Annotated in this window: 24 protein-coding genes; 13 read left to right on the top strand and 11 right to left on the bottom strand. The window is 66.1% G+C overall.

Features of this window, described 5'->3' with window-relative positions; genetic code table 11:
• Positions 1-884: DNA-processing protein DprA (gene dprA, locus ACOJTD_RS08115; RefSeq protein ID WP_420132409.1), on the top strand; the 884-nt coding region annotated here is incomplete at its 5' end.
• Positions 885-887: 3 nt separating this feature from the next.
• Here the strand turns inward: dprA and ACOJTD_RS08120 are convergent.
• A complete protein-coding gene (locus ACOJTD_RS08120; RefSeq protein WP_420132436.1) occupies positions 888-1,313 on the bottom strand; it encodes a winged helix-turn-helix transcriptional regulator in 426 nt (141 codons plus the stop codon).
• A 72-nt stretch (positions 1,314-1,385) separates the two neighbouring features.
• Between ACOJTD_RS08120 and ACOJTD_RS08125 the strand changes: the two genes are divergently transcribed.
• On the top strand, positions 1,386-1,994 hold the full coding sequence (locus ACOJTD_RS08125; protein WP_420132410.1) for an FMN-dependent NADH-azoreductase: 609 nt from the start codon (positions 1,386-1,388) through the stop codon (positions 1,992-1,994).
• Between the two features lie 311 nt (positions 1,995-2,305).
• On the opposite strand, the gene ACOJTD_RS08130 is transcribed toward ACOJTD_RS08125, so the two are convergent.
• Positions 2,306-2,476, bottom strand: a complete 171-nt coding sequence (locus ACOJTD_RS08130) for a hypothetical protein (protein ID WP_420132411.1) — start codon at positions 2,474-2,476, stop codon at positions 2,306-2,308.
• Positions 2,477-2,746: 270 nt separating this feature from the next.
• On the opposite strand from ACOJTD_RS08130, the gene topA reads away from it, so the two are divergent.
• From topA to ACOJTD_RS08150, 4 genes are all read left to right on the top strand, one after another.
• Positions 2,747-5,494, top strand: coding sequence for a type I DNA topoisomerase (gene topA, locus ACOJTD_RS08135; RefSeq protein ID WP_420132412.1), 2,748 nt, complete (start codon positions 2,747-2,749; stop codon positions 5,492-5,494).
• A gap of 2 nt (positions 5,495-5,496) precedes the next feature.
• Positions 5,497-7,863, top strand: coding sequence for a ribonuclease R (gene rnr, locus ACOJTD_RS08140; protein ID WP_420132413.1), 2,367 nt, complete (start codon positions 5,497-5,499; stop codon positions 7,861-7,863).
• Positions 7,860-8,294 (top strand): DUF983 domain-containing protein, encoded by a 435-nt coding sequence (locus tag ACOJTD_RS08145; RefSeq protein WP_420132414.1) that lies wholly within the window; start codon positions 7,860-7,862, stop codon positions 8,292-8,294. The genes rnr and ACOJTD_RS08145 overlap by 4 nt, the downstream gene beginning before the upstream one ends.
• A gap of 68 nt (positions 8,295-8,362) precedes the next feature.
• A complete protein-coding gene (locus ACOJTD_RS08150) occupies positions 8,363-9,118 on the top strand; it encodes an NUDIX hydrolase (RefSeq protein ID WP_420132415.1) in 756 nt (251 codons plus the stop codon).
• Between the two features lie 24 nt (positions 9,119-9,142).
• Here ACOJTD_RS08150 and ACOJTD_RS08155 read toward each other — a convergent pair whose 3' ends face one another.
• On the bottom strand, positions 9,143-10,396 hold the full coding sequence (locus tag ACOJTD_RS08155) for an MFS transporter (protein ID WP_420132416.1): 1,254 nt from the start codon (positions 10,394-10,396) through the stop codon (positions 9,143-9,145).
• A 292-nt stretch (positions 10,397-10,688) separates the two neighbouring features.
• Here ACOJTD_RS08155 and rpmG point away from each other — a divergent pair, with 292 nt between their 5' ends.
• Positions 10,689-10,856 carry a 50S ribosomal protein L33 gene (rpmG, locus tag ACOJTD_RS08160; RefSeq protein WP_254986482.1) on the top strand — a complete coding sequence of 56 codons (168 nt, stop codon included), beginning with the start codon at positions 10,689-10,691 and terminating at the stop codon, positions 10,854-10,856.
• A gap of 218 nt (positions 10,857-11,074) precedes the next feature.
• On the opposite strand, the gene ACOJTD_RS08165 is transcribed toward rpmG, so the two are convergent.
• The 4 genes from ACOJTD_RS08165 to ACOJTD_RS08180 form a co-directional block, all read right to left on the bottom strand.
• On the bottom strand, positions 11,075-13,375 hold the full coding sequence (locus ACOJTD_RS08165) for a molybdopterin cofactor-binding domain-containing protein (protein ID WP_420132417.1): 2,301 nt from the start codon (positions 13,373-13,375) through the stop codon (positions 11,075-11,077).
• Complete coding sequence (locus ACOJTD_RS08170; protein WP_420132418.1) at positions 13,372-13,860, bottom strand: (2Fe-2S)-binding protein; 489 nt, start codon at positions 13,858-13,860, stop codon at positions 13,372-13,374. The genes ACOJTD_RS08165 and ACOJTD_RS08170 overlap by 4 nt, the downstream gene beginning before the upstream one ends.
• Before the next feature lie 496 nt (positions 13,861-14,356).
• Complete coding sequence (locus tag ACOJTD_RS08175; RefSeq protein WP_420132419.1) at positions 14,357-15,730, bottom strand: PleD family two-component system response regulator; 1,374 nt, start codon at positions 15,728-15,730, stop codon at positions 14,357-14,359.
• Between the two features lie 8 nt (positions 15,731-15,738).
• A complete protein-coding gene (locus tag ACOJTD_RS08180; protein ID WP_238733238.1) occupies positions 15,739-16,104 on the bottom strand; it encodes a response regulator in 366 nt (121 codons plus the stop codon).
• Positions 16,105-16,246: 142 nt separating this feature from the next.
• Here ACOJTD_RS08180 and ACOJTD_RS08185 point away from each other — a divergent pair, with 142 nt between their 5' ends.
• Together ACOJTD_RS08185 and ACOJTD_RS08190 are read left to right on the top strand one after the other, a co-directional pair.
• Entirely contained in the window at positions 16,247-16,546 is a 300-nt protein-coding gene (locus ACOJTD_RS08185) for a DUF3572 domain-containing protein (protein ID WP_420132420.1), read from the top strand.
• Positions 16,547-16,556: 10 nt separating this feature from the next.
• A complete protein-coding gene (locus tag ACOJTD_RS08190) occupies positions 16,557-17,843 on the top strand; it encodes a DNA polymerase IV (RefSeq protein WP_420132421.1) in 1,287 nt (428 codons plus the stop codon).
• A 199-nt stretch (positions 17,844-18,042) separates the two neighbouring features.
• Here ACOJTD_RS08190 and ACOJTD_RS08195 read toward each other — a convergent pair whose 3' ends face one another.
• The gene (locus ACOJTD_RS08195) at positions 18,043-18,909 is read right to left on the bottom strand and encodes a cell envelope integrity EipB family protein (protein ID WP_420132422.1); all 867 of its coding nucleotides are present in this window, start codon (positions 18,907-18,909) and stop codon (positions 18,043-18,045) included.
• A gap of 247 nt (positions 18,910-19,156) precedes the next feature.
• Here ACOJTD_RS08195 and ACOJTD_RS08200 point away from each other — a divergent pair, with 247 nt between their 5' ends.
• From ACOJTD_RS08200 to ACOJTD_RS08215, 4 genes are all read left to right on the top strand, one after another.
• Complete coding sequence (locus ACOJTD_RS08200; protein WP_420132423.1) at positions 19,157-19,624, top strand: RidA family protein; 468 nt, start codon at positions 19,157-19,159, stop codon at positions 19,622-19,624.
• A 16-nt stretch (positions 19,625-19,640) separates the two neighbouring features.
• On the top strand, positions 19,641-20,393 hold the full coding sequence (locus tag ACOJTD_RS08205; protein ID WP_420132424.1) for a glycerophosphodiester phosphodiesterase: 753 nt from the start codon (positions 19,641-19,643) through the stop codon (positions 20,391-20,393).
• A 94-nt stretch (positions 20,394-20,487) separates the two neighbouring features.
• The gene (locus ACOJTD_RS08210; RefSeq protein WP_420132425.1) at positions 20,488-21,720 is read left to right on the top strand and encodes a GNAT family N-acetyltransferase; all 1,233 of its coding nucleotides are present in this window, start codon (positions 20,488-20,490) and stop codon (positions 21,718-21,720) included.
• Positions 21,721-21,784: 64 nt separating this feature from the next.
• Complete coding sequence (locus tag ACOJTD_RS08215) at positions 21,785-22,213, top strand: HIT domain-containing protein (protein WP_420132426.1); 429 nt, start codon at positions 21,785-21,787, stop codon at positions 22,211-22,213.
• A 117-nt stretch (positions 22,214-22,330) separates the two neighbouring features.
• Here ACOJTD_RS08215 and tsaA read toward each other — a convergent pair whose 3' ends face one another.
• The 3 genes from tsaA to ACOJTD_RS08230 all read right to left on the bottom strand — a co-directional run bounded on the left by tsaA (position 22,331) and on the right by ACOJTD_RS08230 (position 23,942).
• Positions 22,331-22,789 carry a tRNA (N6-threonylcarbamoyladenosine(37)-N6)-methyltransferase TrmO gene (tsaA, locus tag ACOJTD_RS08220; RefSeq protein ID WP_420132427.1) on the bottom strand — a complete coding sequence of 153 codons (459 nt, stop codon included), beginning with the start codon at positions 22,787-22,789 and terminating at the stop codon, positions 22,331-22,333.
• A gap of 71 nt (positions 22,790-22,860) precedes the next feature.
• Positions 22,861-23,205, bottom strand: coding sequence for an AzlD domain-containing protein (locus ACOJTD_RS08225; protein WP_420132428.1), 345 nt, complete (start codon positions 23,203-23,205; stop codon positions 22,861-22,863).
• Positions 23,202-23,942 (bottom strand): AzlC family ABC transporter permease, encoded by a 741-nt coding sequence (locus tag ACOJTD_RS08230; RefSeq protein ID WP_420132429.1) that lies wholly within the window; start codon positions 23,940-23,942, stop codon positions 23,202-23,204. Before ACOJTD_RS08230 ends, ACOJTD_RS08225 begins: the two co-directional genes overlap by 4 nt.
• Between the last annotated feature and the right edge of the window lie 61 nt (positions 23,943-24,003).

Consider the following 24,003-nt stretch of genomic DNA (forward strand, 5'->3'; position numbering starts at 1 on the left):
TCGAGTTGGTTGCGCGGGGTGAAACGGGGTATCGGCCGCGGCTGGCTACTATGGACGACGCGCCGCCGATGCTCGGCGTCCAGGCCCGGCCCGATGCGCTGGCGCTGTGGGCGCGGCCTATGATCGCGATCGTCGGCTCGCGCAACGCCTCGGGCGCCGGGCTGACAGTCGCCGCGCAGCTCGCCGCCGATCTGGGCAGCGCCGGCTTCGTGGTGATTTCCGGGCTGGCGCGCGGCATCGACCAGGCCGCGCATCGCGCGAGCCTCGACAGCGGCACCGTCGCGGTGCTGGCCGGCGGCCACGACAAGATCTATCCGGCCGAGCACGAGGACCTGCTGCTCGACATCATCGAGGCGCGCGGCGCGGCGATCTCGGAGATGCCACTCGGCCATGTGCCGCGCGGCAAGGACTTTCCCCGCCGCAACCGGCTGATCTCCGGCGCGTCGGTCGGCGTCGCCGTCATCGAGGCGGCGTTTCGCTCCGGCTCGCTGATCACCGCGCGTCGCGCCGCCGATCAGGGCCGCGAGGTGTTCGCCGTCCCGGGTTCGCCACTCGACCCGCGCGCCGCCGGCACCAACGATCTCATCAAGCAGGGCGCGACGCTGATCACCTGCGCGGCCGACATCGTCCAGGCGGTCGCGTCGAGCCTGGAGCGGCCGATCGAGCTGCCCGGCCGCGAGCCCGAGCATCCGCCGCCGGCGAGCGAGCCGGACGCCAGCGACCGCGCCCAGCTGCTGCGATTACTCGGCCCCTCGCCGATCGGCATCGACGATCTGATCCGGCTGAGCGGCATCAGTCCAGCGGTGGTGCGGACGGTGCTGCTCGAACTCGAACTCGCCGGAAGGCTGGAGCGCCATGGCGGCGGGCTGGTGTCGCTGAGCTGAGCCTCAGCGCTCGTCGAACGCCTGCCGCGCGGTTTCGATTTCCGGCAGATGCTCGAGCGCCCAGGTGCCGAGCGCCTGCACCGGCTGGCTGAGACCGTGGCCGAGCGGTGTCAGCTCGTAGTCGACACGCGGCGGGACGGTCGGAAACACCGTGCGCGTGACCAGGCCGTCGCGTTCCAGCCCGCGCAGCGTCAGCGTCAGCATCCGCTGCGAGATCCCGCCGACCATCCGCTTCAGCTCGTTGAAGCGGCGCGGCCGCTCGCGCAGCAGCATGATCACCAGCACGGTCCATTTGTCGCCAACCCGCGACAGCACCGAATTGACGCCGAGGCAGTCGCTATGGGCACTCGCGCCCTGCGGCGCAGGCACATCGCTGTGCCCGGGATCATCGCTGTGCGCAGGCAAATGGCTGTGCTCGGGTTTCAAAATAGTGCCTTCTTGTGGGATTTCGCCGGTCACTCATAGTGCGTCAGTTACAAATCTATACCAAGGAAGACGCCAATGAAACTGCTGCACATCGACTCCAGCGTACTCGGTCCCAACTCCGTCAGCCGAAAGGTCACCGCCGCCATCGTCGACCGGCTGCGCCAGGCGCATCCGGGCCTGATGGTCACCTACCGCGACGTCACCACCGAGCCGCTGCGACATCTGTCCGGCTCGCACCTCGCGGTCGCCCACGGCGCTACGCCGGAGCCGTCGCTGCAAGACGACCTCGCCGCCGGCCAGGACGTGCTGGAGGAATTCCTCGCTGCCGATATCGTGGTGGTCGGCGCGCCGATGTACAATTTCACCATCCCGAGCCAGCTGAAGTCCTGGATCGACCGCATATTGGTCGCCGGCAAGACCTTCAGCTATGGGCCGAACGGGGTCCAGGGACTGGCGGCCGGCAAGCGGGTGATCGTCGCGGTGTCGCGCGGCGGCTACTACGGCGCCGACACCCCGATGGCGGCCGGGGAGCATCTGGAGAGCTATCTGCGGTTCGTGTTCGGCTTCATCGGCATCACCGATCCGGAGATCATCTCGGCCGACGGCATCCAGGTCGGGCCGGAGCATCGCGAGAAAGCGCTGGAAACGGCGCTGTCGGCGGCAGCCAGTCTGCGAGCCGCCTGACGTCTGCGGCCTGCCTAAAAAAGCAACGGCTCGAAGTGGGGGACACTTCGAGCCATCTCGGAGGCGGACGTACATCCGGCCCGCCTCCCGCTTATTTGGAATCGTGAACGAATTTAGTTAACGATTGGTAAACGACGGAAAGTCGTTACGTTCGCCCAACAACGCCGAACCCATCGGGATGTTCCTGGACCGGATCGCGGGGCCCCTCTCCTTGCATTCGACTTGTACGTCTTCACGAGATGGATGAACGAAAGAAGATCCATGCTGTCCAAGACCTTGGCTGGATCAGCGAAGGTGCGACTGCGATGGCATCACTCTTTAGGTGAGCCATGTTTGCGACCGATTTCGGTCGCCTCCATCCGTGCCATATCAAGCAGGTAACAAAGAACCTCGAGACGGTGGATGTCGGCGATCCGGATCAGATCCTCGATCGCCTCGGCAACGTAACCGGCGGCCTCGCCCGGGCCGCCGTCGCGGGACATGGAGCCGCGGCTCCGATTACGTGACATAGGCTGACGACTCCTCGGCCACCGCGCGACCATCGACATGGCACAGCTCGATTTACTACTATAGGTTGCACAACTCTAGGTTTAAATTTTGCGAGCGATACGACGAAAGGCTGCAAGCTCCGTCCGCCTGCAACACAGCCCCGATTTGACAGCGACCGCCTCACCACCCATGTTCCGGCGCAAGTGGCCAGCGCGAGTCTCGCGAAACAGCCCTCATTCTTCCAGCTAAGTCATTGGATTCCGATGAATCTCGTCATTGTCGAGTCGCCCGCCAAGGCCAAGACGATCAACAAATATCTGGGCTCGTCCTACGAGGTCCTGGCGTCGTTCGGCCATGTGCGCGACCTGCCGGCCAAGAACGGGTCGGTCGATCCCGAAGCCGATTTTCAGATGATCTGGGAGGTCGATCCCAAGGCCGCGAGCCGGCTGAACGACATCGCCAAGGCGCTCAAGGATGCTGACAAGCTGATCCTCGCAACCGACCCTGATCGCGAGGGGGAGGCCATCTCCTGGCACGTGCTGGAGGTGATGAAGCAGAAGCGTGCGCTGAAGGACCAGAAGGTCGAGCGCGTCGTGTTCAACGCTATCACCAAGCAGTCGGTCACCGACGCGATGAAGCATCCGCGCGAGATCGACGGTGCGCTGGTCGACGCCTATATGGCGCGCCGCGCGCTCGACTATCTGGTCGGCTTCACGCTGTCTCCCGTGCTGTGGCGCAAGCTGCCCGGCGCCCGCTCGGCCGGCCGCGTGCAGTCGGTGGCGCTGCGACTGGTCTGCGACCGCGAGACCGAGATCGAGAAATTCGTCCCGCGCGAATACTGGTCGCTGATCGCCACGCTAGCGACGCCGCGCGGCGACACCTTCGAGGCGCGCCTCGTCGGCGCCGGCGGCAAAAAGATCGCGCGGCTCGACATCGGCACCGGCGCCGAGGCCGAAGACTTCAAGAAGGCGATCGAGGCCGCGAACTTCCGCGTCGCGTCGGTCGAAGCCAAGCCGGCCCGTCGCAATCCCTACGCCCCATTCACCACCTCGACGCTGCAGCAGGAAGCCAGCCGCAAGCTCGGCTTCGCGCCGGCCCACACCATGCGGGTGGCGCAGCGGCTGTATGAAGGCGTCGACATCGGCGGCGAAGTCGCGGGTCTCATTACTTATATGCGAACCGACGGCGTCCAGATCGATGCCTCCGCCATCACCCAGGCCCGCACGGTGATCGGCGAGGATTACGGCAAGGCCTATGTGCCGGAATCGCCGCGGCAGTATCAGACCAAGGCCAAGAACGCCCAGGAGGCGCACGAGGCGATCCGCCCGACCGATTTGTCTCGGCGCCCGTCCGACGTCGGCCGCCGGCTCGAGCCGGACCAGGCCAAGCTGTACGAACTTATCTGGATCCGCACCGTCGCCAGCCAGATGGAATCGGCCGAACTCGAACGCACCACCGTCGACATCGAAGCCACAGCTGGATCGCGGACGCTCGAGCTGCGCGCCACCGGCCAGGTGGTGAAGTTCGACGGCTTCCTCGCCGCCTATCAGGAAGGCCGCGACGACGACAGCGAAGACGAAGACTCCCGCCGCCTCCCCGCGATGAGCCAGGACGAGGCGCTGAAGCGCGAAGCGCTGGCGGTGACGCAGCACTTCACCGAGCCGCCGCCGCGCTTCTCGGAAGCCTCGCTGGTCAAGCGGATGGAAGAGCTCGGCATCGGCCGGCCGTCGACCTACGCATCGATCCTGCAGGTGCTGAAGGATCGCGGCTACGTCCGCTTGGAAAAGAAGCGGCTGTACGGCGAGGACAAGGGCCGCGTCGTTGTCGCCTTCCTCGAGAACTTCTTCGCCCGCTACGTCGAATACGATTTCACCGCGTCGCTCGAAGAAGACCTCGACCGCATCTCCAACAATGAAGTGTCGTGGAAAGAAGTGCTCGCCGAGTTCTGGCGCGGCTTCATCGGCGCGGTCGACGAGATCAAGGAGTTGCGCGTCGCGCAGGTGCTCGACGTCCTCGATGAAATGCTCGGGCCGCACATCTATCCGGCGCGCGAGGACGGTGGCGATCCGCGGCAGTGCCCGACCTGTGGCACCGGGCGGCTGAATCTCAAGGCCGGCAAGTTCGGCGCCTTCGTCGGCTGCACCAACTATCCGGAATGCCGCTACACCCGGCCGCTCGCCGCCGATGGCGGCGCGGAAGCCGATCGCGTGCTCGGCACCGATCCCGAGACCGGGCTCGACGTCGCAGTGAAGTCCGGCCGGTTCGGGCCGTACATCCAGCTCGGCGAAGCCAAGGATTATGGCGAAGGCGAGAAGCCGAAGCGTGCCGGCATCCCGAAGGGCACCTCGCCGGCCGACGTCGAGCTCGACGTGGCGCTCAAGCTGCTCGCGCTGCCGCGCGAAGTCGGCAAGCATCCGGAGAGCGGCCAGCCGATCAAGGCCGGCATCGGCCGCTTCGGCCCCTATGTGCAGCACGAGAAGACCTATGCCAGTCTCGAGGCCGGCGACGACGTGCACACGATCGGCCTCAACCGCGCGGTGACGCTGATCGCCGAGAAGGTCGCCAAGGGCCCGAGCAAGGGCCGGTTCGGCTCCGATCCCGGCAAAGCGCTGGGCGATCACCCGACGCTCGGCGCGGTCGCGGTGAAGAAGGGCCGCTACGGCGCTTACGTCACCGCCGGCGGCGTCAACGCCACGATTCCGAACGACAAGACCGACGAGACCATCACGCTGCCCGAAGCGATCGTGCTGCTCGACGAGCGCGCCGCCAAGGGCGGCGGCGCCAAGGTCAAGAAGAAGGCTCCGGCCAAGAAAGCCGCAGCCAAGAAGGCCGATGGCGACGCCAAGCCGGCCAAGAAGGCCGCGGTCAAGAAAGCCAAGCCGAAAGCCGAAGGCGCCGCCGCCAGCAAGGCGCGCGCACCGGTGACGGCCAAAACCACGGCCAAGCCCGCGGCGAAGAAGGCCGCCAAGCCCAAAGCCGCGGCCAAGAGTAGCGCCGCCAAGAACGGATAGATGTGAGCAAGCCGCGCGACGCGAAGTTTCCGGACAAGGCTACTCTCCTCGCCTTCATCCGCGCCCATCCCGGCAAGGTCGGCACCCGCGAAATCGCGCGCGAGTACGGCCTGAAGAACGCCGATCGCGCCGAACTGAAGCGGATGCTGCGCGAACTCTCCGACGCCGGCACCATCCGCAAGAGCGGCCGTCGCAAAGTAGCCGAGCCGGCGACGCTGCCGCCGACGCTGCTCGCAGATATCACCTCGCGCGATGCCGATGGCGAACTGATCGCCGTGCCGTCCGAATGGGACGAGCAGGACGGCGACGCGCCGAAGATCCGCATTCACACCCCGCGCCGCATCAAGCCCGGCACCGCCGCCGGGCTCGGCGACCGCGCGTTGCTGCATGTCGAGCCGTCGGAGAATCGCGACGACGGCCCGGCCTATGTCGGCCGTGTCATCCGTGTACTCGACCGCGGCCGTGCCCGCCTGCTCGGCATATTTCGCGCACTGCCGGATGGCGGCGGACGGCTGGTGCCAGTCGACAAGAAACAGGCCGGCCGCGAACTCAACATCTCGGCCCACGATGCCGGCGGCGCGCAAGACGGCGACCTTGTCAGCGTCGAACTGATCCGCACCCGCGCCTATGGGCTCGGCTCCGGCCGCGTCAAGGAACGGCTCGGCTCGCTGGCGACCGAGAAGGCCGTCAGCCTGATCGCGATCCACAGCCACGACATCCCGCAGGAATTCTCGCCGGCAGCGATCCGCGAAGCCGAAGCGGCGGAGCCGGCGACGCTCAAGGGCCGCGAGGACTGGCGCGAGCTGCCGCTGGTGACGATCGATCCGCCGGACGCCAAGGACCACGACGACGCGGTCTATGCCGAGCCGGACGAGGATCCCGACAACAAAGGCGGCGTCATCGTGTACGTCGCCATCGCCGACGTTGCCTACTACGTGCGGCCGGACTCGGCGCTCGATCGCGATGCGCTGCGCCGCGGCAATTCGGTGTACTTCCCCGACCGCGTCGTACCGATGCTGCCGGAGCGCATCTCCAACGATCTGTGCTCGCTGAAGCCGAACGAGGCCCGCGGCGCCCTCGCCGTCCGCATGGTGATCGGCGCCGATGGCCGCAAGCGCTCGCACAGCTTCCACCGCGTGCTGATGCGCTCCGCCGCGAAGCTGAACTACGCGCAGGCGCAGGCAGCGATCGACGGCCAGCCCGACGACACCACCGGCCCGCTGCTCGAGACGATCCTGAAGCCGCTCTACGAGGCCTATGCGATCGTCAAGCGCGGCCGTGATGAACGCGATCCGCTCGATCTCGATCTGCCCGAGCGCAAGATTCTGCTGAAGCCGGACGGCACCGTTGACCGCGTCATCGTGCCGGAGCGGCTCGACGCGCATCGGCTGATCGAGGAATTCATGATCCTCGCCAACGTCGCCGCCGCCGAGATGCTGGAGAAGAAGGCCCTGCCTTTGATCTACCGCGTGCACGACGAGCCGACGGTGGAGAAGGTCCACAATCTCATCGACTTCCTGAAGACGCTCGACCTCTCCTTTGCCAAAGGCGGCGCGATGCGCCCGGCGCAGTTCAACCGTATCCTGGCGATGGTCAAAGGCGAGGACGCCGAGCCGCTGGTCAACGAGGTGGTGCTGCGCTCGCAGGCGCAGGCCGAATACAGCTCCGAGAACTACGGCCATTTCGGCCTCAATCTTCGCCGCTACGCGCATTTCACCTCGCCGATCCGGCGCTACGCCGATCTCGTGGTGCACCGCGCGCTGATCCGCGCGCTCGCGCTCGGCGACGGCGCGTTGCCGCAGACCGAGACGGTGGAGACGCTGGCGGAAATTGCAGCACAGATCTCGCTGACTGAACGCCGCGCCATGAAGGCCGAGCGCGAAACCGTCGACCGGCTGATCGCCCATCACCTCGCCGACCGCATTGGCGCGACGTTCCAGGGCCGGATCTCCGGCGTTACCAAGGCGGGGCTGTTCGTCAAGCTGGCCGACACCGGCGCCGACGGGCTGATCCCGGTGCGCACGCTGGGCGCCGAGTACTACAATTATGATGAAACCCGGCACGCGCTGATTGGAACGCGCAGCGGCGTCATGCATCGATTGGGGGATGTGGTCGACGTCCGTTTGGTGGAAGCTGCGCCGGTGGCCGGCGCGCTGCGGTTCGAGCTGATCGCCGGCGGCAGCATCGCGGACCGGCGGCACCGCAAGGGACCGAAGGGTAAGGCGATCGGCCGCGCCAAGACGGCGAAGACCGGCAAAGGTGGTGGACCGGCTGGGCACGCCAAGAGTGCGAAAACGAAGGGTCGTAACAACAAGGGCGGCAAGCCCGCGAAACCAAAAAAGACCAAACCAGGGAAGGGAAAGCGATGAAGGACGTCGCGACGCAGCAGCCGGTGGTGTGGCCGCCGGAACAAGCGCCAGTGCAGCAGCGAAATGTCTGGCAGGCGATGGGACGTGGCCTGCGCGGCCGCTGCCCCCGCTGCGGTGAAGGCAAGCTGTTCCGCGCCTTCCTCAAGACCGCCGATCACTGCACGCATTGCGGCCAGGATTTCACCGGCCACCGCGCCGACGACCTCCCCGCCTATCTGGTGATCGTCATCGTCGGCCACATCGTGGTGCCGATCGCGCTGTCGGTCGAAACGAATTTCGCCCCCGCGGTGGCATTGCAGCTGGCGATTTATCTGCCTATCACTTTGCTGTCCTCGCTGCTGCTGCTGCAACCCGTCAAGGGAGCGGTGGTCGGGCTGCAATGGGCATTCCGGATGCACGGCTTCGACGAGGCCCATCCGGAAAAGATCTGACGAACAACGACGACGGCGCCAACGCCGCCGCACAAGAAACCAAACAAGAAACGAACACAGGGGCGGATATGAGCGAGACTGCGACCCAAGCAGCGAACGTCGTCGAACAGGGCGAAAAGGAAGCCGATCACCACCCGTATTTCCGGCCGAAGGATGCCGCGACGCTGATCCTGGTGGATCGCAGCGGATCGATCCCGAAGGTGCTGGTCGGCCGCCGCCACGACAAGGTGGTGTTCATGCCGGGCAAGTTCGTGTTTCCCGGCGGCCGGGTCGACAAGTTCGACAACCGCGTGCCGGTGGCGGCGCCTATCCCGCCTGAACTCGAAGCCAATCTGCTCAAGGGCAGCCCCAAGATCACCCCTGCCCGCGCCCGCGCGCTCACCATCGCGGCGATCCGCGAAGCCTGCGAAGAGACCGGCCTGTGCCTCGGCCGCAAGACCGATGCCGCGCCGTCCACCCTCGAAGGTCCGTGGCAGCCGTTCGCCGAGGCCGGCCTGCTGCCAGATCCGTCCGGCCTGTTCCTGATCGCCCGCGCGATCACGCCGCCCGGCCGCGTCCGCCGCTTCGACACCCGCTTCTTCACGGCGGATGCGTCGGCGATCGCGCACCGCGTCGAAGGCGTGGTGCACGCGGATGCCGAGCTGGTCGAGCTGGTGTGGGTCGAGCTCGGATCCAGCCCGCTCGCCGATCTGCACGCCATGACCAAGAACGTGCTCGGCGAACTCGATCGCCGCCTCGCCACCGGGCCGCTGCGGCACGACGCGACGGTGCCGTTCTTCCACTTCTACGGCGGGCGGATGCAGAAGGACATGCTGCCGGGCTGAGCGCCCGACAAGCTTGTTGGCGACCTAACGGCGCGACCAGCGCGCTGTTAGTTCGAGCACCAGCGCGAGCGCGGCGAGAGCCGCGCCGTAGCTGCTGACGACGACCCAGCCACCGTGCGACCAGGCGAACGCTGCGCCGGCCGAGCCGAGCGATCCGCCGATGAACATCCCGGTCATGAACACGGTGTTGAGCCGGCTGCGCGCCTCCGGCACCAGCGCGTAGACGATGTGCTGGTTGGAGATCAGCGCGGCCTGCAGGCCGAAATCGAGCACGATCACGCCCAGCGCCATTCCGAGAATACTGCCCCACAGCCCGAACAGCGCCCACGACGCCAGCGCCAGTGCGGCACCGATCGCGATCACCGGTTCGGGCCCGCTGCGATCCGCGATTCGTCCGGCAATCGGCGCGGCGAGCACGCCGACGACACCGACCAGACCGAACAGGCCCGCCGCATCTGCACCGAGGCCGAAGCGCGGCTCTTGCAGGTGCAGCGCCAGTACCGTCCAGAACACGCTGAACGATCCGAACAGCGCCGCCTGCACCAACGTCGCACGCCGCAATTGCGGCTGCTCGCGCCACAGCGACAGCAGCGAGGCCAACGCCTGGCCGTAGCCGATCGGCAGATGCGGATGATGACGCGGCAGCAGCCAGGCCATCACGACCGCCGCGCCAAGTGCGAACGGCGCAGACAGCCAGAACATCTCGCGCCAGCCCGAATGGCTGGCAACGAAGCCAGCGATGGTGCGGCTGAGCAGGATGCCGCACAGCAGCCCGGCCATCACCAGGCCGATCACCTTGCCGCGCCGCGCCGGTTCGGCGAGCGCCGCCGCAAACGGCACGATCTGCTGCGCGACCGTCGCGCAGGCGCCGAGCGCCAACGATGCAATCACGATAAGCCCCGCCGTCGGCGCCAGAGCGACCGCGACGAGCGCAAGCGCCAGCAGCACGAACTGCCCCGCAATCAGCCGGCGTCGGTCGGTGAGATCACCGATCGGCACCAGCAGAAACAAACCGAGCGCGTAGCCGAGCTGGGTCGCGGTCGGAATCATTCCGGTGAGGGGCGAAGCGCCGAAGTCACGCTCGATGATGCCGAGCATCGGCTGGTTGTAATAGATGTTGGCGACCGCGATGCCGGCCGCGGCCGCCATCGCCAGCGTCAGACCACCGCTGAGCCCCGGCTCCGGCGCACCCGCGGCGCCGCTCGCCCCCCTCTTGCGGGGTGGCGGCTCCGGTCTCGGGTCCTCCGCCGCGCGCAGGGCGGGTTCAGTGACGCTCATCGTTCGCCTTTCGTCTGTCTGGATCGGTCCCGAACATGGGGCACTGCGGCCCGTTGTCGAGAGCAACCAAACGAGCATCTGCGATGCACCGGCGCACGTCTTGTTGAATTTGCACGCAAATCAGGGCCCGGCGACGCTAAAAACTGCGGCGCGGGAGCGAAAATGCGCCGTATTCGGCGCCCAAAGGCCGGCCAGAACCTTGACTTTCGGACATTCGCGGCTAGTTTGCGCGCCAAACGCGGGTCCTGACGTTCGACCTCGCTGCCGATTCCCGAAATTCGAGGTTCCGACCATGGCCAAAGCGGTCACCATCAAGATCAAGCTCGTCTCGTCCGCCGACACCGGCTTCTATTACGTGACGAAGAAGAATTCGCGCACCATGACCGACAAGATGACCAAGAAGAAGTACGACCCGGTCGCGCGCAAGCACGTCGAGTTCAAGGAAGCCAAGATCAAGTAAGCCGCACGGCTCACTGACGGCTAATTCGCGGGGCCCTTGCGGGCCCCGTTTTCGTTGGTGCCTGGTCAGGTCGAATGGACAGCGCCACCCGCTCCCCTCCGTCATGCCCGCGCTTGTCGCGGGCATCCACGTCTTCCTTACCCGTGGCAAAAACGTAGATGGCCGGGACGAGCCCGGCCATGACGTGGTGAGAAGCTTCGGCTCGAAAGACGTGCGTCCTACGCCTTCATGCCGGCCTTCACCGCCTCCGCGGTGATCGGCAATGAGCGCAGGCGGGCGCCGCAGGCGTTGAAGATGGCGTTGCCGAGCGCGGGAGCGACGACCGTTACCGCCGGCTCGCCGACGCCGGTCGCCTTCTCGCCATTGGCGATGACGCTGACCGCGACCTCCGGCACCTGGCTCATCCGCAGCACATGGTAGCTGTCGAAGTTGTTCTGCTCGATCGCGCCATGCTTCAGCGTGGCTTTCTCGATCATCGCCAGCGACAGTCCCCACAAGGCCGCGCCCTCGACCTGGGCGCGGATGTTGTCGGGATGCACCTGCGTGCCGACGTCGGTGGCGACGGTGAGCTTCTTCACCTTGACGTCACCGCTCGGCGCGACAGCCACATGGGCGACGCACGCCGTCCAGCTTGCCGACGCGCGTTCCTGCGACGACACGCAGGCGACGCCCATGCCCTCGCCTTTCGGCAGTTGCTTGGCGCCGTAGCCGGCCATGCCCATCGCAGCCAGCAATGTGTTGCGCAGCCGCTGCGCGCCGCCGTCGTTCTTGCCCTTGCCGTCGAGCAGCGCGATGCGGAATTGCGCCGGGTCCTGCCCGGCGGCATGGGCGAGTTCGTCGATCATGCTTTCGACCGCCCAGAACGTCCAACCCGGTGCGACCGAGCGGAGCTGGCCGGACGGCGTCGCGTTCTGCGCCATCTCGTTGAGGATGGCGCGGACGTTGTGGTTGGGCACCGAGTAGAAGAAGTCGGCGCCGTTGACGGTGAAGGCGTCGAGCGCGCCCTTCTTGTCGACCGAGGGCGACAGGAAGTCGGGAATGCCCCAACGCTTGGTCGGCCAGGCGCTGACGACGTCGTGCTCCAGCGCGATCAGCTTGCCGTCGCCGTCGAGCCCGGCCTTGACCTTCTGAAAGGTGAGCGGGCGCGAGAAGTCCATCGTCATGTCGTCTTCGCGCGAGTAGATCACCTTCACCGGCTTGCCGACCGCCTTGGCGGCCAGCACAGCCGGCACCATCATGTCGGCGTCGAGCCGGCGGCCGAAGCCGCCGCCGAGCCAGGCCTGATGCATCACCACGTATTTGGGATCGACCCCGGCGGCACCGGCCGCGATCGCGCCGGAGCGCGTCGCGAACTGATTGCCGGAGTAGATGTGCCAGATGTCGCCCTGCTGTTGCGCGGTGGCGTTCATCGGCTCCAGCGGCGCGTGGATGTTGATGCTGGTGGTGTACTCCGCCTCCAGCACCTTGGCGGCACTGCCGAGCGCCGCGGAGGTGTCGCCGTCCTTGACGAAGAACAGCCCGGAGTCGCCCTGCGCCTGCAGCCGCTTCGCTTCCTCCAGCAAGGACTCGCTGGAGACCTCGGCGTTCGGACCCGGATTGTAGCTGATCTTCAGCGCCGCGGCCGCTTTGCGGGCGTTCGCGTAGGTGTTCGCCACCGCGACGACCCAGCCGGTCGTCGTCGCGGTCTTATCATCCAGCACGACGGCCTTGATGAAGCCCGGCACCTTCTTGGCGTCGGTGTCGTCGATCGACTTCACTGATGCGCCGTAACGCACCGGCGGCATCACGATCTTGCCGTACACCATGCCCGGCAGCATCGTGTCGATGCCGTATTTGGCGCTGCCGTTGGTCTTGGACGGAATGTCGAGCTGCGGAACCGACACGCCGATCATGCTGTACTGATCGGGCGTCTTCAGCTTGATCGCCTTGAGTTCGTCCGGCGTGAACGTCTTGGTCAGCTTGCCGCTCTTGACGATCTCGGCGAAGCTCATCGACTTCCTGGTCTTCGGATGCGTGACGCGGGAGTCGCGCACGACCAGTTCGTCCTTGAAATACGGCGGCACGCCCATCGCAGCGACCGCGGCATCGACCAGCGCGATGCGGCCGGCGGCCCCGGCGCGGCTCATCGCGTCGAAGTTCATCATCGTGCTCCAGCTGCCGCCGGTGATCTGCGCGCCGAGCACGGGGTCGTTGAACTTCGGATCGTTGGACGCGAGCTGGACCCGCATGTCCTTCCAGCTGGCGCCGAGCTCCTCGCAGATGATCTGCGCCATGGTCGAGGCGATGTGCTGGCCCATGTCGGCCTTGCCGCAAGTCACGGTGACGAGGCCATCAGGCCCGATCGCGTACCAGACACTTGGCTCGAATGCGGACGGCGCGGCGATCGCCTGATCGGCGCCGAGCAGGCCCGGCACGCTGCTATATCCGAGCACGAGGCCGGCGGCGGCGGTGCCGACAAGAAACGAACGCCGGCTGAGATCGGCGCTCTGCGAGGGCGTGACTTTCACATGCTGGTTCATGTCGCGCTCCGCTCGTTCGAGGTGCTGGCGGTCCGCATCTCGGATGCGGCGCGCATGATCGCCTTCTGGATCCGCGAATAGGTCATACAACGGCACAGATTGCCGTCCATATGCGCCACCACCTCGTCCTTGCTCGGGTTGGGATTGGCCGCGAGCAGCGAGGCCGCCTGCATGATCTGGCCGGACTGGCAGTAGCCGCATTGCGGCACCTGCTCGGCGATCCACGCCTTCTGCAGCGGATGATCGCCCTTCGGGGCGAGGCCCTCGATTGTGGTGATCTTCTTGTTGACCACGTCGCCGGCCATGGTCTGACACGACCGCACCGCTTCGCCATTGACGTGCACCGTGCACGCGCCGCACAGGCCGGCGCCGCAGCCGAACTTGGTACCGGTCATCTGCAGTTGTTCGCGGATAACCCAGAGCAGCGGCGTGTCGTTGTCCGCATCGACGGACAGACTCCGCCCATTGATATTGAGCTTGAGCATTTCTCTCCCCAATGCCGGTGCATGAAGCCGCTTACGGCGGCGCTCATTTCTGGCTTGCTGGCCTGACACCCACCGGACCGATGCCGACCTTGCCGGCAGGATGATCAGATTGTCGCAGGGAGGCAATTGCGAAGTTGAATTGGACTAATGAAATTGATGAGTAACTTGGCGGGGCTGCCGAGGACGCCGAGTTTGATGGTGCACTGCGATTTTCCAGAGAAGTAATTGGATTATCGGAGTGTTCGATCTCGTTACTTCGCGCCGCAGCACCAAATTCAAAGCCCGACCATGCCGCATTGCCGCAAACACAGCGCTTGGGCAACTATCCGATTAGTACTCAGATTGAGACAGACACAACTCGCAAGAGGCGAGCTTCGCCGATCATGAACGACAAGTTCCCGAGCTGAACCGCGAGTAAAGCCCCGGGCCGAGACTAGGCCGGCTACTCCGTCATGGCCGGGCTTACCCCGGCCACCCACGTGTTTAGAGCACGCGTCTAAGCCGCCGCCGCGACGACGCGGTTCCGGCCGTCGTGCTTGGCGCGATACAGCGCGGTGTCGGCGCGTTTGAGAAGGTCGCGGATCGGTTCACCCTTCCGCTCCAGTGTGGAGAGGCCGATGGAGATCGTCACTTCGATCCGCCGTGCGCCCTTCTCGATCGCGAACGGATCGCCCGCGATGGCGCGGCGCAACCGCTCGGCGACCATCTGGGCGACGTGCAGGTCGGTCTCCGGCATCACGATGACGAATTCCTCACCGCCGTAGCGGCAGGCGAGATCGATGCCGCGGATAGACTTCTTGATGCGCAGAGCGAATTCGCGCAGCACGTCGTCGCCGGCGTCGTGGCCGTAGGAATCGTTGATCGACTTGAAGAAGTCGATGTCGAGGATCATCAGTGCCAGCGGCTTGCCGCGAGCGCCTGCCTGTTCCGCCAGCGTTGCGAGATGGCTCTCCATGTAGCGGCGATTGTGCAGGCCGGTCAGCCCGTCGGTAATCGCCATTTCGATCGAATGCTGCACGTTGTCGCGCAGGTGATCGGTGTAGCGACGACGGCGGATCTGGGTCCGCGCACGTGCCAGCAATTCGTTCTTGTCGACCGGGCGCAGCAAGTAGTCGTTAACGCCGATCTCAAGGCCGCGAAGCAGCCGCGAATTGCTGTCGGCGTCGGCGATCGCAAGAATCGGCACATGCCGCGTCCGCTCCAGCGAGCGCGCCTGACTGCAAAGCCGCAGTCCGTCGAAATTCTCGAGGCCGAGCGAGACGATCAGCAGGTCGTAATTGCCTTCGGCGGCGTGGAACAGCGCTTCTGACGGATTGGGTTCGACGTCGATGTCGTGCTCGGCAGCGAGCATCGGGGCCAGCCGCTCGTAGGATGACGGCCGGTCGTCAACCAGAAGAATGCGCCCGCCCCGGCCCTGATCGTTGACCGCCTCGCGCTCCGGCGCCTGCACGCCGATCTCGAACGAGGTGATGGCACGCATCCGTAGCTCGTCGGTCATCATCTTCAGCCGCGTCAGCGACCGCACGCGCGCGATCAGCACGACGTCGGACACCGGCTTGGTGAGGAAATCATCAGCGCCGGCTTCGAGCCCGCGTACACGGTCGGCCGGACTGTCCAGGGCCGTCACCATCACCACCGGGATGAAGTGCGTCTTCGGATTGGCCTTGAGCCGGCGGCAGACTTCGAAACCGTCCATATCCGGCATCATCACGTCGAGCAGCACGATGTCGCACTCGGCCCGCTCGCAGATCTCCAGCGCCTGCGCGCCGTTCGACGCGGTGACGACGTCGAAATACTCGGCCGACAGCCGCGCTTCGAGCAGGCGGACGTTGGCCGGAATGTCGTCGACCACCAGGATCCGTGCGGACATGCCTTCTCCTAACCGATGAAGCGGCGCACCGTCTCGATGAACTTGCCCACCGAAATCGGCTTCGACAGGTAGGCTTCGCAGCCGCCTTCGCGGATACGTTCTTCGTCGCCCTTCATCGCGAACGCCGTCACCGCAACCACAGGAATGTGGCGCAGCTCGGGATCGTCCTTGATCCAGCGGGTCACGTCCAGGCCGGACACCTGCGGCAGCTGGATGTCCATCAGGATGAGGTCGGGACGCAGCTTGCGAACGAGGTCGAGCGCTTCATAACCGTTGCTCGTTCCCGACGTCTGGTAGCCATGGGCCTCCAGCAGGTCGCGAAAGAGCTTCATGTTGAGCTCGTTGTCCTCCACGATCAGGACGGTTTTGGCCATCCCGCCCTCCTATCCTGATACGAATATGCCCAAGTCCGGGACACGTGCGGCAGCCGGGCCGGCGCCGCACTTAACCCATGCAAGACTCGGGCATGATTGAATAAAATAGAGCCCAGAAGTTACGGAAAGGCAAACATTCCCGATGCCAAAGCGCGTCCACAATCTTCGGCAAGTTTCTGAAATCGTAGCGGTTCAAGCGCTGTCCTTCATCGCCTCGGACCCTGAGCGGCTGGGCCTGTTCCTGGCCGAGACCGGGCTCGGACCGGAGACGCTGCGGCAGTCCGCCGCCGATCCACAGTTCCTGATCAACGTGCTGCAGTTCATCATGCGCGACGACGCCACCGTGAAGGCGTTCGCGGCCTCGGTCGATCTCGATCCGACCAACGTGGCGGCGGCGCTGCAGGCGCTGGAGGAAAAGCCGTGGGAGCGCGACATTCCATGAGCCTGATCCGGTGACCGACCTTCCGCGCGGATCGCTGCGCTTCTGCCGGGACTGCCTTGCCAATAGCAGGGCGGACGCGCGGCGCTGCGCGGCGTGCGGTTCGCCGCGGCTGATCGGTCACCCGGAGCTGCCAAGCCTGACGCTGGCGCATATCGACTGCGATGCGTTCTACGCCACCGTCGAAAAGCGCGATAATCCGGACCTTGCCGACAAGCCGGTGATCATCGGCGGCGGCAAGCGCGGCGTCGTCTCCGCCGCCTGCTACATCGCCCGCACCTATGGCGTGCGCTCCGCCATGCCGATGTTCAAGGCGCTGGCGCTGTGCCCGTCAGCAAGTGTGGTGCGGCCCGACATGGCCAAATACGTTCGGGTCGGTCGCGAAGTCCGCCAGGCCATGCTGCAACTGACGCCGCTGGTCGAGCCGCTGTCGATCGACGAGGCGTTCCTCGACCTGTCCGGCACCGAGCGCCTGCACGGCACCATCGCCGCCAAGGTGCTGGCGCGGTTCGCGCGCGAGGTCGAGCGCGATATCGGCATCACGGTCTCGGTCGGGCTGTCGTGCAACAAGTTCCTCGCCAAGATCGCCTCCGATCTCGACAAGCCGCGCGGATTCGCGGCGCTCGGCCAGAGCGACGCGCGCGCCATGCTGGCCCCGCGGCCGGTCGGCTTTATCTTCGGCGTCGGCCCCGCGACCGAGGCCCGCCTCGGCCAGCGCGGCTTCCGCACCATCGCAGATTTGCAGAAGGCCGACGAGATCGAGTTGATGCGGCAGTTCGGCGACGAAGGCCGAAGGCTGTGGCGGCTGGCGCGCGGGGTCGACGACCGCAAGGTGGTCCCGGACCGAGGCGCCAAGTCGATCTCCAACGAGACGACATTCGACACCGATATCCGCGATCTGGAGACGCTGGAGCGGATCCTGTGGCGGCTGTCGGAAAAGGTGTCGTCGCGATTAAAAGGCGGGGCGCTCGCCGGTTCAACGGTAACGCTGAAGCTGAAGACCGCCGACTTCCGCCAGCGCACGCGATCGCAGACGATCCATGCGCCGACCCAGATGGCGAACCGCATTTTCGCGATCTCACGCGAGATGCTGGCCAAGGAGATCGACGGCACCGCCTTCCGGCTGATCGGCACCGGCGTCAGCGCACTGAGCGAACAGACGGAGGCCGACGAGTCCGACCTCCTCGACCGCCGCGCCGCCACCGCCGAACGCGCGATGGACGACCTACGCAAGAAATTCGGCAATGCCGCGGTGATCCGGGGGCTGGTCTATACCGGGCCGGAGAAGCCGCGGGAGTAATCGTGCGGCGAGGCGCGATGCAGAGCCGTGCCCCGGACGCTGCGCAGCGCGCCGCTCTTGCGGCGTGGTGCGCTGCAGATCCGGGACCCCGGTTTAGCTTCACGAGCCATTACCGGGGTCCCGGATCGGCGACGCCGTGCTGCGCGCGGCGCCTTGTCCGGGACACGGTGAATGTCGGTGGGAGAATTAAATCAGCCGATTACTTGCACGGCTTCAACTCTTTGACGTCGAACTTGCCCATGGCGCCGGCGAGAACGAAGTCGTTATAGTCGAGTACCAGCGAGCGGGACACCCCGTTCTCGTAGAGCTCGAAGCTCATCGCATAAACCGGTGTCTGCTCTCCGGTATCGGACTTGGCGCTGCGGTCGTAGTAGCTCACCGTGACCGGCCAGCGCGTCAGCGCTTTCATCGAGGAGTCGGAAGTCGCTGGGTCGGGCGTCGCGCCCGCGCGATCGCCGGGGATCGGCTGGCCGATCACCGTCAGGGTGTTGTAGACCTTCTCGCCGCCATCGGAGCCGTCATAGACCTGCAGCTCAAGCAGCGACTTGCCTTCGCGCGCCGCGGCGATGATGCGCTCGATCTGCTCGGTCGGGAATACGGTCTTGCCGTCAAGCGTGAACGTCTTCTGCACCGGCTGCTTCAGCTTCACCGTGATCTTGTCGCCGGTGCGCTCGGCGACGCCATCGACGTCGCTGGAGTCGCTATCGTTCATCTTGGTGTCGATCTTGAAGCGGTAGCTTTTGCCGGCGGCGTCTTCCCAGCTCGACGAGCGCAGATCGCTCAGCGTGTTCTTGCCCTCGCCGCTCTCGATCTCCGATACCTGACGGAAATCCGAGGTGTAGCCCTCGCAGGCGTTGCCGGAGAAATTGTACAGGATGCGGCCGCGCACCGAATTCACCGAGGCATTGTTGCGCGTCTTCATCAGGCTGAGATCGTACAACGCCTGATGCGGCAGGAAGGCGACGCCGGGAGCGGCAGCGGCCGGCGTCATGTTCAGCGCCGCGGCGCCGATCAGGGCGATCGCCAACGTCGAGAGGCGGACGCTCGTCTGGGGTAGCTTGCGCATGTGGTCTCCGTTGGAACCTCGGTTGAGGATAGGCAGCGGCTGACCGAGCCGCAACGGCTGCTCACCGATGGAACACCCGATTACGGTGAAATCGCGGACGAATTCGCATCAAACCTCGCTGATCGAGCCGGCCGGGGTTTGCTTGCCAGAGCAGCCGCAATCGGCCAAACAAGTGCGCCCGGTCGCGCCGGCGGCCGGGGACGTTTGTGACGAACCGACATCCAATAAACAGATAATGGGGACCATGATGGCCGGAGCAATCGAGCAGAAACTCACCGCGCAGGGAATCGTCCTGCCCGAACCCACCAGCCCGGTCGCCAACTACGTCGGCTTCGTTCGCACCGGCAATCTCCTGGTGGTGTCCGGCCAGATCTGCTTCGACGCCGAAGGCAAGCTGATCGCCAAGGGCAAGCTCGGCGCCAATGTCAGCATCGAGGACGGCAACGCCGCCGCGCGGGGCTGCGCGATCAATCTCCTGGCGCAGCTCAAGGCCGCGCTCGGCGACCTCGACAAGGTGGTGCGCGTGGTGCGGCTCGGCGGCTTCATCAATTCGACGCCCGACTTCACCGATGGCCCGAAGGTCATGAACGGCGCCTCCGACCTGATGGTCGCCGCGTTCGGCGACAAGGGCCGTCACGCCCGCACCACGATCGGCGTCGCCTCGCTGCCGGCCGACGCCGCGGTCGAGGTCGAAGGCCTGTTCGAAGTCGCCTGATTGCGGACCTGATGCGATGCGCGCTCCCGACTGGCTGACGGCGCGTCCGGTCGCGCATCGCGGACTGCACGACCGCGCCCGCGGCGTGCTCGAAAACATGCCGGCGGCGATCAATGCGGCGATCGCCGGCAACTTCGCCATCGAGGTGGACATCCAGCTCACCGCCGACGGCGAAGCGGTGGTGCATCACGACGACGACCTCGGCCGGCTGACCGAGGGCAGCGCGCCGCTGCTGTCGCTCACAGCCGCCGAGCTGCGCCAGGTCGCCTTCAAGGACACCGCCGAGCGGATGATGTCGGTCGGCGAGCTGTGCGATCTCGTTGCCGGCCGGGTGCCGCTGGTGATCGAGCTGAAGAGCCATTTCGACGGCGACCGCAAGCTGGCGTCGCGGCTGAAATCGGTGCTCGCCTCCTATCGCGGCCCGGTCGCGGCGATGTCGTTCGATCCTGACCAGGTGCTGGCGTTGCGCCAGCTCATGCCCGGCTTGCCGCGCGGCATCACCGCCGAGCGTCGTTACGACGACGCCTATTGGGCGAAGCTTCCCGCGGCGCAGCGGCGGCCGATGGAAGCGCTGCGCCACGGTCTGCGAACCCAGCCGCACTTCGTTGCCTACCGGGTCGACGACCTCCCCGCGCCCGCGCCCTGGATTGCCCGAAATCTGTTTGGCTGCGCGCTGTTAGCCTGGACCGTTCGCACGCCGCAGCAACGCGCCCGCGCCAAGCAGCACGCCGACCAGATGATCTTCGAGGGCTTCGTTCCGGAACCGTGATCGCCTCGGCCTTGCCGCACCCTTGCGCGGCGCGCCATCAGGCCCCAATCTCTGGGCATGATGCAGACGCGCCATCATCGCCTGTGATCGATCCTTGAGTCGTTCGCCCGACATCACGCTCGAAGCCGTCCCCTCGGTCGACGCTATCGCGGCGGCCGATTGGGACGCTTGCGCCCGCGGCGCGCTGGCGCCGCCGATCGACGCCTCATCCGACACTGCAGCAGCCTCCTGCGCAACGTCGGCAGCCGCCTACAATCCCTTCACGTCGCACGCGTTTTTCTCGGCGCTGGAGACCTCCAAATCCGCCAGCGTGCGGACCGGCTGGGGCCCGCGCCACCTCGTGGCCCGGCGTGGCGACCAGATCCTCGGCATCGTGCCGTGCTATCTGAAATCGCACTCGCAGGGCGAATACGTGTTCGACCGTGGCTGGGCCGACGCCTATGAGCGGGCCGGCGGCAGCTACTATCCCAAGCTGCAGGCGTCGGTGCCGTTCACGCCAGCCACGGGACCGCGCCTGCTGATCCGTCCAGGACAGGACGCCGGCGAGGTCGCCGCGGCACTGTCGAGCGGACTGGTCGCGCTGTGCAAGCTGAGCGAGGCGTCGTCCGCGCACGTCACCTTCGCGCGCGAGTCGGAATGGCGCTTCCTCGCCGAACAGGGATTCCTGCAGCGCACCGACCAACAGTTTCACTGGCACAATCAAGGCTACGGCAGCTTCGACGATTTCCTCGCGACGCTGAACTCGCGCCATCGCAAGGCGATCAAACGCGAGCGCCGCGATGCGGTGGCGAACGGCATCACCATCCATCACCTCACCGGCGCCGACATCACCGAAGACGCCTGGGACGCGTTCTTCGAATTCTACATGGAGACCGGCTCGCGCAAATGGGGCCGGCCTTATCTCAACCGCGCGTTCTATTCGCTGATCGGCGAGACGATGCGCAACGACGTGCTGCTGGTGATGGCCAAGCGCGACGGTCGCTGGGTCGCCGGCGCGATCAACTTCATCGGCGGCGATACGCTGTTCGGCCGGCACTGGGGCGCGATCGAGCATCACCCCTTCCTGCATTTCGAGGTCTGCTACTATCAGGCGATCGATTTCGCGATCGCCCGCGGCCTCAAGGTGGTGGAGGCCGGCGCGCAAGGCGAGCACAAGGTGGCGCGCGGCTACCTGCCGCAGACCACCTACTCGGCGCATTACATCGCCGACCCGGCGCTGCGCCGCGCCATCGCCGACTACCTCAAGCGCGAGCGCATGTATGTCGACGAGATGGGCCGCGAGCTGACCGAAGCCGGCCCGTTCCGCAAGGACGCCGATCCGGCTTGACCGATCCCGCTTGACCACCTGCCGCGGCGCGGCGAAAGTCCGGCCGCAAATCGCCGGAGCCGCCATGACCGCCTATGATCCCCAGAACCCGTTCGCCAAGATCCTGCGCGGCGAATTCCCATGCCACAAGGTCCACGAGGACGAGCACGTGCTCGCCTTCCTCGACATCATGCCGCGGGTGCCCGGCCACACGCTGGTGATCCCGAAGGCTCCGGCCCGCAACATCCTCGACATCACCGCCGACGATTTCGCGCACGTCGCCCGCGCCGCCCACAAGATCGCGGCCGCGGCCAAGCGGGCCTTCAATGCCGACGGCATCACCGTGCAGCAATTCTCCGAAGCCGCCGGCGGCCAGGTGGTGTTTCACCTGCACATGCACGTGATGCCCCGCCACGACGGCGTTGCCCTGCTGCCGCCGGCGAGCCGTAAGGAAGAGACGAGCGTGCTGGAAGAGAATGCCGCGAAGCTGAAGGCGGCGCTGCAGGCGGGCTGATCAAACCGCCCCAACATCTCCGTCATTGCGAGCGAAGCGAAGCAATCCAGAGGCACCGAGCACTGCGCGTCTGGATTGCTTCGTCGGCTTCGCCTCCTCGCAATGACGAGAGGTTCGTTAATTCATCGAAAGCACGCCGCGGTCAGGCTTGAGGTCGGTAAGCGGGGTGCCGTCGAGGCAGTCGAGCCCGCGGACCAATACGGTCGAACCCTCGATGCCGACCAGGGCGGCGGCCGAGATGCCGATCGGGTTGGGGCGCACCGGCGAGCGCAAGGCAAACGTGCCGCGCGGGCCGTCGTGGCCGTGGCCGCGCTGCAGCACCAGATCGCGGCGCGCCTGATGCAGCCAGTACACCACCTGCACCTGCTCGAATTTCTCCAGTCCCGCGAGCGCCTGCGTCCACGGCTCAAAAATCTCGAGCCGGCAGATCGGTCCATCAAAGCTGCCCTGCCGCGGTGTCTCGCCGCGCGCGGTCCATGGCGTGCGGATGCGGCCGATGAATACCAGGCCCGCATCGGTCGGCGGCGGCGGCGTGATTGCGATCTCGCCTTCACGAAGTTCATCATAACTGGCCATCGGCATTCCCATTCGCATGTGGCGACCGCAGCGTAATCGCCCTGTCTCGGCGCGCAACCGCGGCCAAAGACTCAAGCCAACAGCCACTGCCCGAGAAGCAATACGGCTTCGCCGGCGACCACGCCGACCAGGATCGAGCGCTTCGTCACCATGAAGGCGATCAGTCCGATCGCCACCGAGCCATAGCGGAGCCCCCACGGCACGCTCGCCAAAGCGCCCGGTGGAAACACCAGGATCTGTGCGATCACGCCGGCCAGGATCGCGGTCGCCACCGCGCGGACCCAGATCAGCAGCTCCGAGCCTTCGTCGATGCCGCCGCCGAGCCACAGCCCGATCATCCGCCAAATCTCGTTCGGCAGAAATCCGGCCAGCACCAGCACCACCAACGCATGCCAATCACCGATGAAGCCGCTCATGCCCGCCTCGCTTTCCAGCGATGCACGCCATACGCGATGGTGCCCGCCGCGACGCCGCTGATCAGCACGTCGACACCGGTGTGAAAATAGGCGACCAGCGGAAACAGCAGCAGCCCCAACCCGAGCGCGACACCGTCCGCGATCTCCCGGCAGTTTCGCGCGGTGGACAGCAGGAATGCGAGCGGCGTCAGCAGCAGGATCGCCGCGCCGAACAGTTGCGGCAGGTTGGCGGCGAGCAGATAGCCGATCACATTGGCGACCAGGCACACAGATACGAGGCCAGTGCCAAGCCCGATGGTGAATGGAATACGGCGCTCGCGCGGCACCTGCGGCAGCAGCCGGAAGCACTCGACCCACAGCGTCACCGCAATGAAATGCGCCGGCACAATCAGCTGCCGCAGCTTGGTGGTCGGCGTGCGCATCAGCGGCAGCACCGACACCACCATCGGAAACAGCCGGATCGCGCTGACCGTCACGGCGATCGCCGCCTGGATGGCGGTCGCGCCGGAGCCGAGCGAGGAAATCAGGATGATCTGCGCCGGCCCGGCCCAGACTAACAACGTGCTCAGCAGCACCCAGCCGAGGCTGAAGCGGCTATCATGCGCCAGCGCGCCGATGCCCAGATAGGTCGCAAACAGCACCAGCGTCAGCACAGTGGTGCCGACGGCACGCACGCCCTGCAGATAGGCGCGACCCGGGCTCATCCATTGCGGAGACTCGTGCGAAGCGAGCGCCATCAGCGGGCGACATCCTTTCGGTCCTCAGGGCGAATCCGGCGCCGGGCGGCGCCGCCCGCAC

The organism is Rhodopseudomonas sp., from assembly GCF_048594845.1.
Taxonomy (GTDB): Bacteria; Pseudomonadota; Alphaproteobacteria; order Rhizobiales; family Xanthobacteraceae; genus Rhodopseudomonas.